Annotated in this window: 9 protein-coding genes; 3 read left to right on the top strand and 6 right to left on the bottom strand. The window is 43.2% G+C overall.

All coding sequences use genetic code 11. The features are described from left to right. Positions 1 to 46: 46 nt before the first annotated feature. From J8Z23_RS07655 to J8Z23_RS07630, 6 genes are all read right to left on the bottom strand, one after another. Positions 47 to 265, bottom strand: a complete 219-nt coding sequence (locus tag J8Z23_RS07655; protein WP_046876238.1) for a DUF2835 domain-containing protein — start codon at positions 263 to 265, stop codon at positions 47 to 49. Positions 266 to 329: 64 nt separating this feature from the next. Continuing rightward, a complete protein-coding gene (gene pepN / locus J8Z23_RS07650; protein WP_434635280.1) occupies positions 330 to 2,936 on the bottom strand; it encodes an aminopeptidase N in 2,607 nt (868 codons plus the stop codon). A gap of 228 nt (positions 2,937 to 3,164) precedes the next feature. Then, positions 3,165 to 3,830 carry a hypothetical protein gene (locus tag J8Z23_RS07645; protein ID WP_005396553.1) on the bottom strand — a complete coding sequence of 222 codons (666 nt, stop codon included), beginning with the start codon at positions 3,828 to 3,830 and terminating at the stop codon, positions 3,165 to 3,167. A 195-nt stretch (positions 3,831 to 4,025) separates the two neighbouring features. Next, a complete protein-coding gene (gene prc, locus J8Z23_RS07640) occupies positions 4,026 to 6,032 on the bottom strand; it encodes a carboxy terminal-processing peptidase (RefSeq protein WP_225461688.1) in 2,007 nt (668 codons plus the stop codon). A gap of 17 nt (positions 6,033 to 6,049) precedes the next feature. After that, on the bottom strand, positions 6,050 to 6,676 hold the full coding sequence (proQ, locus tag J8Z23_RS07635) for an RNA chaperone ProQ (protein WP_046876216.1): 627 nt from the start codon (positions 6,674 to 6,676) through the stop codon (positions 6,050 to 6,052). 97 nt (positions 6,677 to 6,773) lie between these two features. After that, positions 6,774 to 7,247 carry a GAF domain-containing protein gene (locus tag J8Z23_RS07630; RefSeq protein ID WP_046876215.1) on the bottom strand — a complete coding sequence of 158 codons (474 nt, stop codon included), beginning with the start codon at positions 7,245 to 7,247 and terminating at the stop codon, positions 6,774 to 6,776. A gap of 92 nt (positions 7,248 to 7,339) precedes the next feature. Between J8Z23_RS07630 and J8Z23_RS07625 the strand changes: the two genes are divergently transcribed. From J8Z23_RS07625 to J8Z23_RS07615, 3 genes are read left to right on the top strand one after another with little or no spacing between them, the layout of a single operon-like run. Further along, the gene (locus J8Z23_RS07625) at positions 7,340 to 9,136 is read left to right on the top strand and encodes an ABC transporter ATP-binding protein (protein WP_053807440.1); all 1,797 of its coding nucleotides are present in this window, start codon (positions 7,340 to 7,342) and stop codon (positions 9,134 to 9,136) included. Between the two features lie 24 nt (positions 9,137 to 9,160). Then, positions 9,161 to 10,411 carry a paraquat-inducible protein A gene (locus tag J8Z23_RS07620; RefSeq protein ID WP_170891446.1) on the top strand — a complete coding sequence of 417 codons (1,251 nt, stop codon included), beginning with the start codon at positions 9,161 to 9,163 and terminating at the stop codon, positions 10,409 to 10,411. Next, the gene (locus J8Z23_RS07615; RefSeq protein WP_434635279.1) at positions 10,404 to 13,052 is read left to right on the top strand and encodes an MlaD family protein; all 2,649 of its coding nucleotides are present in this window, start codon (positions 10,404 to 10,406) and stop codon (positions 13,050 to 13,052) included. The genes J8Z23_RS07620 and J8Z23_RS07615 overlap by 8 nt, the downstream gene beginning before the upstream one ends. Position 13,053 lies beyond the last annotated feature (1 nt).

The following is a 13,053-nucleotide window of genomic DNA, read 5'->3' as shown; positions in this document are numbered from 1 at the left end:
ATTCTGTGACTAAGATTCCTATTTAACTCTCTGCAAATACAATACATCACAGAGTTTCTAACTTAAGAAACTTATTATTTTGGTCAGTTGTTAGTCTAAACTGGCCTTTAATGCCTAATTGACTAAGAAATGGTCTGAATCGTGCGGCGGGTAACTGCAAACGTAAACCGTTATGTGTGACGACTTGAACAACACTTGCCGCGCCAGAATAATGGGATAAAAACGTTTGATATGAAATGTTGAGGTTGAAGTAGTAATAGTTCATGAAGTAAAAACTAAGTGACATAAACAATAAGGTGGCCTTAATGACCACCCTATTGTGTTGTTTACTATTCGTCTAGTGCTTTAGTAACTTTTTCGAATAAGTCTTTAGCAAGATTATCCATTGCTTTGAGCTTTTCAAGTTCTGCTTTGATCAAAGCTTGGCGACCTTCATCGTATTTACGGAACTTAAGCAAAGGATCAATCATTCTAGATGCAACTTGTGGGTTCGAATCATTAAGTTGGCGAAGGATTTCTCCTGCAAATTGGTAACCTGCACCGGATTTATCATGAAAACGCACAGGGTTGGCACTTAAGAACGAACCAATCAAACTGCGCGTACGGTTCGGGTTCTTCAAACTAAATGCTTCGTGGTTCATGGTGGCTTTCACTTTTTCAAGTGCATCCTCTGCAGGATTGCTACCTTGAAGTGCAAACCACTTGTCCATAACCAAACCATCGTGCTTCCATTTATCGCTATAGTCTGCCATAAGAATTTCACGACACTCAAGCTGAGCACTATTTGCAGCACTCATCGCTGCAATCGTATCTGTCATGTTATTTGCAGATGCGTATTGTGCTTTCACTAAATCATTACCTTTTTCCGTATGTGCTAGGTATTGCAGACAACGGTTACGTAATGCACGCTTGCCAATCGCAGCATGATCGATCGTGTACTCTGTTTGCTTCAGTGTATGATAAGTTGCACTTAGCTCATCTTCTAACTCTTGAGAAAGTGACACTGTAATGCTATTTAGCACTTTGTCTACGGCATCGATGTCAATTTGCTGGTACCAGCCAGTAATCTCATTAATTGAAGGCAAAGAGAAAACTTGAGCAATGAAAGCTGGCTCAAGCGTCTCATCCAATAGCACACCACGGAACGCATCTATCACGCCTTCAGAAAGCGACACGTCTTGTCCGGCTTGAACGTTTTTCACGTTCTGACGAATGTACTTAGCCAATAGCATTTGGCTTGCATCCCAACGAGCGAAGTCATTCGTCGCGTGCTTCATCAAGAAGACTAATTCATCATCACTGTAGTCGTATTCTAGTTTTACTGGTGCCGAGAATTCACGCAACAAAGATGGCACTGGCTGTTCTTCGACATTTTCAAATACGAACGTTTGCTTATCTTGTTTAATATCTAGCACGTTATGAACCGATTCACCGTTAATCATCAACGGGATAACTTGACCTTTCGAATCGTACAGCTCGATATCAAACGGAATGTGCAGCGCTTGCTTCTCAGCCTGGTCTTGCGTTGGCTCCGTAAATTGCTCTACCGTTAGTGCGTAAGTTTTTGCATTGGCATTGTATTCGCTATTTACGCGCAGCGTCGGTGTACCAGACTGGCTGTACCATAGACGGAATTGTTTTAAATCGACACCGGTGGCATCTTCCATCGCAGAAACAAAGTCTTCACATGTGGCAGCAGTACCATCGTGACGTTCAAAGTAAAGTTTCATCCCTTTTTGGAAGCCCTCTTCGCCAAGGAGTGTATGGTACATGCGAATAACTTCGCTGCCCTTTTCATACACTGTTAGCGTGTAGAAGTTATTCATCTCAATGACTTTGTCAGGACGAATCGGGTGAGACATTGGGCTTGCATCTTCTGCAAACTGAGGGCCACGGATGATACGTACGTTATCGATGCGGTTATCTGCACGAGAGCCTAAGTCAGAAGAGAATTCTTGGTCACGGAATACGGTTAAGCCTTCTTTTAGACTTAGTTGGAACCAGTCACGACAAGTGACACGGTTGCCTGTCCAGTTGTGGAAGTACTCATGACCGATAACAGCTTCGATACCTAAGTAGTCACGATCCGTCGCCGTTTGGTCATTCGCCAAAACATACTTTGAGTTAAAGATGTTTAGGCCTTTGTTTTCCATTGCGCCCATATTGAAGAAATCAACGGCAACGATCATGTAAATATCCAGATCGTATTCAAGGCCAAAGCGTTCTTCATCCCACTTCATCGAGTTGATCAGCGATGTCATCGCATGACCTGCACGATCTAAGTTACCTTTATCAACAAAGATTTCTAAATCAACACTGCGACCTGACATCGTTGTGTATTTGTCACGCAGTACGTCAAAGTCCCCTGCGACAAGAGCAAACAAGTAAGCTGGCTTTGGATGCGGGTCCTGCCATTGAACCCAATGACGACCGTTCTCTGCATCGCCTTCTGCAATTCGGTTACCATTGCTCAGCAAATATGGATAAGCGGCTTTATCTGCGATCACTTTTGTCGTGTATTTTGCCAGAACATCAGGACGATCTAAGTAATAAGTAATACGACGGAAGCCCTCGGCCTCACACTGAGTACAAAATGCGCCGCCTGATTTGTACAAACCTTCGAGTGCTGTATTCGCTTCAGGATCAATTTTGGTGACGATTTCAAGTTCAAACTCGGATGGAAGATCGGTCAGTACAAGCGATGATTCTTTCACTTCGTGATGAGCCCAATCCTCACCGTTTACTTTTACAGCGCGCAGCTCAAGCCCCTCGCCATCGAGTTCTAGCGTTGTTGTATCGCCTTTTTGAGCAACCTTTGATATCGCCGTAACGATGGTGTCATTGTCATAAAGATCAAACGTAAGATCGATATCGGTAATCGCGTGAGATGGCTCTTGATAATCTTTACGATATTTGGCCTGGGGAGCTTGGGACATGAGCATAAATCCTTGTATGTCGAACAACAAAAATACCAGACTGCATGATCAAAAATGCAGTTCTGGTATCACTATATAAGCTATTTGTAGGGGTTGTGGTATCAGAATACAAGTCTTTCCATCAAAAAACGGAGCTTTTAGTGCTCTAGCTCCGTTTTTTGATTAACATTTAAACAACATTGACAATTTGCCGTATGCTCGCGTATTTTGTCGTAGCAAGATAAGCTATCAAGGCGTTACCCGATTAAGTACCGCGTACATATCGCCATTTGAATCTTCGATCGTTAATTCATTTTTGTTGAGCTTATAGGTGGTCCCGTGCTCGCCATTTTCATAGAGCAAGACTAAATATTCATCTTCTGTGTAGAAAACACCTTGCTTGATTGACTCATCCCCTTCTTCGTTGGATACCCGAAACATAAACACGAAGTCAGGTTGAAGTATCAGATCCATATGGTTGATGTTGTTTGCCACAAGGCCATCTCCGGATACATAAGAGCTAGACCATATGCCCGCTAGCGAGTTAGACAACCCTTTAGTAAAAGTCACACCATTAAGATCAAGTGTATTGTGATTATTGCGATAGGCATAAATTTGAGGCTCATCTGTGTTTAAGCCAAGAACGATGGTGTCTTCATTGGCGTTATACAATCCTTCCCAATGATCGACAGAATAATCTTTCTTTTGAATATCAATAGAAAAGCTGTAGTCGGAACCCAGTGACAGTTTTATCGCACGAAAATTTTCAGCCGACTCTTCGGGGTTTGGGTTCATTAAATACCAGTCTCCGATGAGAAACGGCGTGTCAAAGTGACTTAATTCATCTTCTCTGGTGTTTTCTCCGCTAAACACACTAAAGCAGCAAAAGCTAAGTAAAATAAAGAACCATTTCATATCGGCATCCTTATCGTTTTCTTTTAGCTTAGGCAGTAGTCCTCACTTTCGCGAAATTTTAGATGTAGATCACGTAAATTATTGGGAAAAAATAAGCGAATATCTTACTTGATACTCAATACAAACAAAGATGAAAAGACATAAAAAAAGAGTGAGCCTGAAAGACTCACTCTTTTTGCTTTGAATTGCCAGTTATTATGACTGATTTTTCTGCTTGAGCAGATCAACCATAATCGCGACAGACTCATCTAAATAAACATCAGGCGCTTCATAATCTTTAGGTATATCATCCAATGTTTTGAATGCTTCCTTACCTAAAGCAGCTTGACGCTCATTGATGCGTTGCAAACGAAGTGCTTCCGCTTTATCCGATTCAGCCTTACGAACTTTCTCGTTCAAAGACAACATATTATCGTCTTTTTCTTTACGATACTTCTCTATGTCTTCATTGATGAAACGGAATTCCATCTCATCAGAAATACGCTTGTTATGAAGAGCGGTGAGTTTTTCAACTAGTGCTTCGTTGCTTGGGAAGGTTTGATATTTTGCTTTATCAATCTGATCCCAAGGTAGTGCATTGTCTTCTACACTTTCACCCGTTTCAGAAGCTTCAATTGGTGTTGGGTACGAAATATCGGGTGCAACACCACGATTTTGCGTACTTCCACCGTCAATACGGTAGAACTTCTGAATCGTGTACTGAACGTAGCCTAGCTCTTTATCGAAAAGATCGTAGATATGATTCAGTGAACGATGCTGTTGAACCGTACCTTTACCGAAAGAATTTTCACCTAAAATAATTGCACGATTATAATCTTGCATTGCTGCTGCAAAAATTTCAGACGCTGAAGCACTGTAGCGGTTAATCAACACCGTCAGCGGACCATCGTAGCTCACTTTTCCGTCAGTATCGGCGTTCACCTTAATACGACCATAGCTGTCACGAACTTGAACAACAGGACCTTCTTTAATGAATAACCCTGTTAATGCTGTCGCTTCCGTTAATGCACCACCACCGTTGTTACGTAGATCAACGATTACGCCGTCAACGTTTTTGGTTTTTAACTCAGCAAGCAGTTTATCGGTATCTTTCGACAAACCGACGTAGAAACTTGGCACTTCTAAAATACCAATCTTCTTACCATCTTTTTCGATGATCTCCGACTTAACTGCGCGATCTTCTAGGCGAACTTTGTCACGAACAATTGTGACAATGTAACTCTTCGCATCGTTACCTTCTGGCAAGATCTGTAGATTAACCTTTGTGCCTTTTGGGCCTTTGATTAATTGAACTACATCATCCAGACGCCAACCGATCACGTCGACAATCTCTTCACCGTCTTGTCCAACACCGATGATTCGATCCCCTTCGCCAAGCTGCTTGCTCTTCGACGCAGGGCCACCAACAACAAGTGAACGAATTACTGTGTAATCGTCAGTCATTTGTAAAACAGCACCAATGCCTTCCAGAGATAGGTTCATTTCCGATTGGAATTGCTCAGCATTACGTGGAGAAAGGTAGCTAGTATGAGGGTCGACTTGTCGGGCGAAGGCATTCATATATAACTGGAATGCATCTTCGTTATTAGTCTGTGTGATCCGCTTCATCGCGTTGTTATAACGCTTCTCTAAAACTTCTTTAATCTCTGGCCATTCTTTGCCAGTCAGTTTCAGATTTAACGCGTCATATTTCACGCGCTTACGCCATAACTCGTTGAGCTCCACTTCGTCTTTTGGCCATGCAGCTTCAGAACGGTCTAACTCTATCTCGTCATCAGTATCAAACTTGATCTCTTCGTCGAGTAGCGTTAACGCATAAGCAAAGCGCTCGAAACGCTTTTGCATTGAGAGGTTATAAACATCAAAAGCAATTTGGTTGTTACCAGCTTTTAGCTGATCATCAAGCTCAATTGACCAGTCTTTAAAAGAGTCGATGTCCGCTTGAGTAAAAATATTTCTATTATAATCAAGCAATTCTACATAGCGTTCAAAGATCGCTTTGGAGAAATCATCATTGAGGCTGAAATGCTTATAATGAGAGCGGGTAAATCGAGAGGTGACTCGTTTGCTAGCTGTTTCGTGCTGAACTTCAGGAGCGAGAACCGGCAAGTCATCTTTATGTAGTTTGGCTTCGAGAGCCTGAGCTGATGCTGCTAGCCATAAGCTAGCAGCAATCAGTGTCACTTTTGAACGGCAATTCATGCGTAGGAGTATCTCCTTTATGCGCGCAAGTGCTCCGCTTTCACAACCATTTGTAGGCCGTTAGCAAGTTGAACACGTACATCATCCTTATTGATCTCAACAATGGTCGCTGCCATGTTTCCTTTGCCCATGTTCACGTTAACTGCGTTACCTACTGTGATTTCGTCAGCATTTAGAGCGCGCGTTTCTACAGGCTTAGTTGTTTTTTGTACTTTTGGTTTGTTAGTACGACGAGGCTGTTGAGGCTTTTTAGCCGCTGGTTTCGCTTTCGCCTTACCCTCTTCACGAGCTTTTTGTGCTTGTTCTTTACGACGAGCTTGAACTTTTGCCTTGCTTTCTGCAAGTGTCGCTTTCGCGTGTTCAACGTGCTCTTCTTCTAGCTCACCACAAGGGTTGCCGTCTAGGTCTACACGTACTGCACCTGGTTTTACACCATGTAGGTAACGCCATGATGAAGTGTACTGTCTTAACGCTGCACGAAGCTGTGTTTTGCTTACTTTTTCGTCTTCACTTAGACGTTCCGCAAGATCTTGAAAAATACCAATTTTCAGAGGTTTTGCTTCACCTTCTAAAGTAAAGCACTTAGGGAAACATTCAGCAATATATGCAATAACTTCTTTGCTGTTTTTTAACTTTTCAGTCATGAGGGGTCCTGATTTGAGCGGATTTCCGCGAGCATTAAGAAAAAATATTCTCGTATTATAGTGACATGCCAAGGAAAAACCACACTCGAAGGCTAATTTATGCGTCGTTCGCGTGTGAATTAAGCAGCTTTTCTACTTCAGCCATGAAATGAGTGAGACCTTCTTCGTCTGTTTCATTGAATCGACCAATACTTGGGCTGTCAATATCAAGGACACCAACCACCTTTCCATTAATAGAAAATGGAATCACAATTTCTGAATTGCTCGCTGCATCGCACGCTATATGTCCCTCAAATTCATGAACGTCGTATACTCTTTGTATGGTGTTAGTTTTTGCAGCAGTACCACAGACACCGCGACCCATAGGAATGCGGACACAAGCTGGTTTTCCTTGGAACGGACCAAGAACGAGCTCTTCACCTTTTGCTAGGTAAAAGCCAGCCCAGTTAAGATCGTCCAATTCCATGAAAAGCAGTGAGCTCAAGTTTGCTAGGTTAGCAATAAAGTCTGGCTCAGACTCAATTAGAGCAACGGCTTGTTTGGTTAGTCTATGGTATTGTTCTATGTTCATATTAACTTCCTACTTACTATAAAAGCTTCCATTCTCACTGTATGGCGCTAAAATGCAGCCCTACTTTATAATAGGACTTATTCTCAATTACAATGCTTCTGAAAAATGACACTATTAGCCGTTCTTGGTTGATAACACAAGTAAAAAAGCACAAGTCCAAGCTGATCATAGCGAACTTGATAGCGGTGCTTGCAACCTTGATTAGTGTTCCAATCCCCCTTCTCATGCCGTTGATGGTTGATGAGGTTTTATTGGACCAACCAGCAAAAGGCTTAGCTGCTATGAATGCCATTCTCCCTGAAGCGTGGCACACTCCGACGGGTTATATATTTTTCACCCTTTTCTTGGTCGTCCTGATGCGAGCTGCAAGTCAGGGGTTAAATATCCTTCAAAGCCGACAATTTACACTTGTTTCTAAAACGATCACGTTTGAGATGCGCAGTAAAATGATCGACAAGCTTGGTCGTATCAGCATCCGCCAATACGAAACCAAAGGCAGCGGAGGCATCAACGCCCACCTTATCACTGACATTGAGACCATTGATAAATTTATTGGTTCTACGTTAGCAAAATTCGTTATCAGTTTTTTAACGGTCATTGGTACTGCCATCGTTCTGCTTTGGCTCGACTGGCGACTTGGTCTATTTATTCTGCTAGTTAACCCTATTGTCATTTACTTCTCACGTAAACTAGGAAGTATGGTTAAGCATCTGAAACGGAAGGAAAATCATTCTTTTGAAATTTTCCAAAATCGTTTAGTTGAAACATTAGATGGCATTTACCAGCTGCGCGCAGCCAATAAAGAGCGAGAATTTCTCCAGCAACTCAAAGACAGTGCGAACCAAGTGCGTGTGGATGCAGACAAGTATGCGTGGCAATCAGAGGCAGCAGGTCGCGTCTCTTTCCTACTCTTCTTAATCGGTTTTGAGTTATTCAGAGCCGTCGCCATGCTGATGGTCATGTTTAGTGACCTCACTATTGGTCAAATCTTTGCTGTTTTTGGTTACCTATGGTTTATGTTGTCTCCTGTTCAAGAGCTGCTCGGCATTCAGTTTTCTTGGTACAGCGCGAAAGCTGCGTTAAAACGCATCAACGACTTATTAGTATTAGAAGAAGAACAAAGACCAGTACCTAAGGTAAATCCTTTCAAAGAAGACAGAGAAGTCGATGTTAAAGTAGAAAACGTAGACTTCTCTTATAATAATGAAAACAAAGTCCTAGATAACCTTTCTTTACATATACCGGCAGGAAAGAAAGTGGCGCTAGTTGGTGCGAGCGGAGGCGGTAAGTCGACCTTAATACAACTACTTATTGGGGTTTATCGTCAAAACTCCGGTAGCATTCGCTTTAATGATGAATTAACAGAAGATATTGGTTTTGAAGTAATTCGTGACAAAATTGCCGTGGTATTACAGCAACCTATACTATTTAACGACACCTTGAGGCATAATCTAACACTCGGTGGGAATTTTGACGAAATGTCACTTTGGCGAGCTCTTGAAGTAGCTCAGCTGCAAGATGTTATTTCTCAACTGAACCACGGTTTGGATACTCAAGTCGGCCGTAACGGCATTCGTTTGTCAGGTGGTCAACGACAACGCCTTGCCATCGCAAGAATGGTGCTGAGTGATCCTCAATTTGTTATTTTAGATGAAGCCACGTCTGCGCTTGATACCGCTACTGAAGCGGCATTGCACAAAGCATTGACTGAATTCTTACGTGGTAGAACAACATTAATCGTTGCGCACCGTCTATCAGCCGTAAAACAAGCCGATTTGATCTACGTGCTTGAAGATGGAAAAGTGACGCAAACAGGTACTCATGGTGAGTTAGTTGAGCAAGAAGGCTTATATCAAACCTTATATGGGGGCATACAGTCCCACGCTTAAATCGTTCAAGTTAGAGAGGTCGTTATGACCTCTCTGTCTAAGCACGCCATGCAGCCAAATAATGTGCGCTTGTGCCAAGGTTGCGAATTGCCTGTCGATATCGTCGACTTACCCAATGGAAAAAATGCACACTGTCCTCGTTGTGGCACACAGTTGTATCGAGGCGGTAGCCCTAGCCTCTCAGGTAATTTAGCCGTCGCGATAACCTGTATCCTGCTATTTATTCCATCACACTTTTTTAACTTTATTAGTATCCGACTTTTTGGTGTGATGATTCCGGCAACCCTACCTTCGGGGATGATCACATTGATGGAAGAAGGCTTTGTTCTTCTTTCACTGCTTATTCTATTTTGTAGCTCTCTAGCGCCTCTGACGGTTTGTGTTTCAGTGGTTACGGCACATATCTCGCTGCATCAACGGTGGTTTCGAGGGCTTCGTATTTCACTGTGGCTAATTCAACATTTGAAACATTGGGTAATGCTGGATGTGTTCTTAGTTAGCATCGCCATTTCCTGCTTCAAACTCCAAGATTATTCCGACATTTTTGTAGGCCCAGGGTTAATTGGTCTGGTTCTTTTGCAGATATTTACCGTTTTGTTAGTTTCTCGAATCAGTGTGCGTCGTTACTGGGAAGCCTGGAAACCAGAAAGCCTTTATTCCTTTGAACACAAAGACGTGCATTGCCATGAGTGCCACCTGTCTCAACCTGAAGGTGACCATTGTCGGCGTTGTCACCACGAGTTATATCATCGCAAGCCCAACTCCATTCAGAAGACGTGGGCTTACCTCATTGCGGCAACGATAGCGATTTTCCCAGCCAACTTGATTCCTATTTCCATCTTGCTGACCAATGGCAAACGTTTGGAAGATACTATTTTCTCAGGCGTAGCTGGGTTGGTAAAAAGCGGTATGTATGGCATCGCAGTGATCATTTTTGTGGCCAGTATTGTTGTGCCAGTTGTAAAAATACTTGGCCTTGCCTACATCATGCTTTGCATTCAATTCAAACGTTCGGTGTTTAAGAGACAACGAATGATGGTTTACTTTGTTGTTAAATGGATCGGTAAATGGTCTGTGATGGACTTGTTTGTTATTTCTATCATGATGACCTTAGTCGATCGTGGTCAGATACTTGATTTCACACCAGGATATGGCGCCGTGGCCTTTGGTGTTGTCGTGGTATTGACCATGCTTGCAGCGGAAAGTATTGATCCAAGGCTAATCTGGGACCAAACAGGCCCAACACAATCAGAAAAAGAGTCAATGAATGAGTGATCAGAACAGTTCTCAAACGTCATACGTACCAGATGTAAAGCGGAGCAAAGGCATATCTCCTCTTTGGCTTTTGCCAATTTTGACCATGGTCTTAGCTGGCTGGCTTGTGGTGAAGTCGATACACGATGCAGGACAACGGGTGCAAATCTATTTTTCTGACGCTGCTGGCTTGGTTGCCGGGCGAACCACTATCCGTTACCAAGGGCTAGAAGTCGGTATGGTGAGAGACATTAACCTCACTGAAGATCTCGGCAGTATTTATGTTGATGCCGATATCTACCCTGAAGCGGCAAAATTGCTGAACGATAAAACTCGCTTTTGGCTGGTAAAACCAACAGCAAGCCTAACAGGAGTTTCTGGGCTCGATGCGCTCGTGTCGGGTAATTACATTTCGATTCAACCTGGAGATGGTCAAGAGTTTGAAACAACGTTCCATGCGTTAGACTCTACACCAACAGATTTGCGCGTTTCACAAGGTTTGAACATTAAACTCAAAAGCCGCGATTTAGGTGGTGTGTCGATTGGATCTCAAATTGTTTATAAGAAAATTCCAATCGGTGAAGTCTACAGCTACCAGCTGGATGAAGACGCAAAATCTATCACGATTCAAGCCAACATTCAGGATCAATACCGACATATCATTAACAACCGCAGTCGGTTCTGGAACGTAAGTGGAATCGGTGCCAGCATCGGTTTTGAAGGCGTCGATGTAAGGCTAGAAAGTATGAGTGCTCTACTCGGAGGCGCGATCGCCGTCGACTCTCCGGATGACGGTGAGCCTGTAGAAGAGAATACTGAATTCCGTCTGTATAAAGATTTGAAAACCGCAGGTCGAGGTATCGCTGTTAAAATCGTCCTCCCTGATGACAGTAAAATCAGTGGCGAAGGCGCACCCATTATGTATCGCGGAATCGAGATTGGCCAAGTTACAGACTTAAGCCTATCCGAAGGGCGAGAAGTGATATTAGCGTCAGCGGCAATTCAACCAGCTTTCAGTGACATGCTGACGACAGGTACCCGATTCGTCTTAGAAGAAGCAAAAGTGTCCCTCTCTGGTGTTGAAAACATTGCCAATCTCGTGAGAGGAAACTTCTTAACCATTGTGCCAGGTGCTGGTGATCGCTCTCGCCGCTTTACTGCCATTCGTAAAAACGTTTTTAACCAACAGCAAGAAAAGTCCATCGCTATTCGTTTAGTGTCTGACAACTCGTTTGGCCTAGATAGCGGTGCCAACGTGCTTTACAAAGGCATCGTTGTCGGTTCAATTATCAACGTAGGCTTAGTTGAAGAAGGTAAAAAATCGCAACATGAAGTATTTATGGATGTATTGATTGATCATGAATACAAACACCTGATCAAATCAAACAACCGTTTTTATGTAACCGGAAGTGCCTCTGCAGAATTAACGGAATCGGGCCTCAGCGTTACCGTTCCTCCGGCAAAACAGTTGTTAACTGGGTCCATTAGCTTTGTAAGCGAAGGCAAGCAAGATATTCAAAAAGAGTATCAACTGTTCCAAAACGAATCATTGGCAGAATTAGCACAGTACAACCAAAGTGGCTCTAGAGCACTCACACTGTTTGCTTCTGAATTGCCGCCGATTTCCAAAGGCAGCCCTCTGCTCTATCGTAATCTTCCTGTTGGTAACGTCTCCGATTTCCAATTGGTTGATGGCGGTGTGTTAATTAAAGCAACCATCGAAAACCGCTTTGCTTACCTCGTAACACCGCAAACCGTCTTTTGGAACCGTTCAGGGATCGAGATAGATGCATCGCTAGCCGGTGTGAGTGTGAAAGCTCACCCTTTAAAATCGTTAATCGAAGGTGGCATCGCTTTTGACTCTGTTCCTGGCGTTGAAAACAAAATTGGAGACAACTGGAAGTTATATACAGATCAAAAAACCGCACGCAAATTTGGACGCGTTATTGCGTTAGAAACAGACGGCTCACAAGAAATTGCCAAAGGAATGCCGATAGAGTATCAAGGCGTCAAAGTTGGTGAAGTCACACTGGTTGTACCAAATTTTCGTCGCAATATGGTTGAAATTACCGCAAGAATCCTACCTGAATACGTAGAAAACATTGCGGTTGAAGGCTCACATTTTTGGCTAACTGAGCCAGAGATTGGCTTAGGGGGCGTGAAAAACCTTGGCGCATTGGTGTCGAAATCCATCAGTGTTGAGCCAGGTAAAGGTAAAGCTAAATTTGATTTTCAGTTGGAAAACGGTTCAGAACGTGTTAAGGGCATAATGTTTACTTTACAAAGTGAACAACGAGGCTCAGTACAAGTCGGAACGCCTATTCTTTACCGCCAGATGGAAGTCGGCCAAGTAACCGACGTGAGCCTAGGAGAGTTTGCAGATCGCGTCGTCACGACCATCAAGATACAGCCTGAATATGCTTACCTCGTTCGTCAAAACAGTGTGTTTTGGAATGTTTCAGGAGTAGATGTCTCCATCGGAATTACTGGTGCGAACATCAAAGCGGGCACATTTGATAGTTTAGTTCGCGGAGGAATTGCGTTTTCAACGCCAGAGCAATCGACTATTCCACCAGCGGCAAAAAGTGGGCAATCTTTCTTTTTATATCCACAAGCTGAAGAAGGCTGGACTCAATGGCGTACTGCGATTCCTAAGCCGTAGA

The sequence above is a fragment of the Vibrio sp. SCSIO 43086 genome (assembly GCF_051132235.1).
Classification (GTDB): Bacteria; Pseudomonadota; Gammaproteobacteria; order Enterobacterales; family Vibrionaceae; genus Vibrio; species Vibrio diabolicus.
The sequence above is the reverse complement of the archived record's forward strand: the minus strand, read 5'-3'. Positions and strand labels throughout refer to the sequence as shown.

What these genes read in the sequence shown, in the direction of transcription:
- J8Z23_RS07625 (WP_053807440.1), top strand. Translation starts at nt 7,340, where the DNA reads ATGCTTCTGAAAAATGACACTATTAGCCGTTCTTGGTTGATAACACAA.
- prc (WP_225461688.1), bottom strand. Translation starts at nt 6,032, where the DNA reads ATGAATTGCCGTTCAAAAGTGACACTGATTGCTGCTAGCTTATGGCTA.
- J8Z23_RS07630 (WP_046876215.1), bottom strand. Translation starts at nt 7,247, where the DNA reads ATGAACATAGAACAATACCATAGACTAACCAAACAAGCCGTTGCTCTA.
- proQ (WP_046876216.1), bottom strand. Translation starts at nt 6,676, where the DNA reads ATGACTGAAAAGTTAAAAAACAGCAAAGAAGTTATTGCATATATTGCT.
- pepN (WP_434635280.1), bottom strand. Translation starts at nt 2,936, where the DNA reads ATGTCCCAAGCTCCCCAGGCCAAATATCGTAAAGATTATCAAGAGCCA.
- J8Z23_RS07645 (WP_005396553.1), bottom strand. Translation starts at nt 3,830, where the DNA reads ATGAAATGGTTCTTTATTTTACTTAGCTTTTGCTGCTTTAGTGTGTTT.
- J8Z23_RS07615 (WP_434635279.1), top strand. Translation starts at nt 10,404, where the DNA reads ATGAGTGATCAGAACAGTTCTCAAACGTCATACGTACCAGATGTAAAG.
- J8Z23_RS07655 (WP_046876238.1), bottom strand. Translation starts at nt 265, where the DNA reads ATGAACTATTACTACTTCAACCTCAACATTTCATATCAAACGTTTTTA.
- J8Z23_RS07620 (WP_170891446.1), top strand. Translation starts at nt 9,161, where the DNA reads ATGACCTCTCTGTCTAAGCACGCCATGCAGCCAAATAATGTGCGCTTG.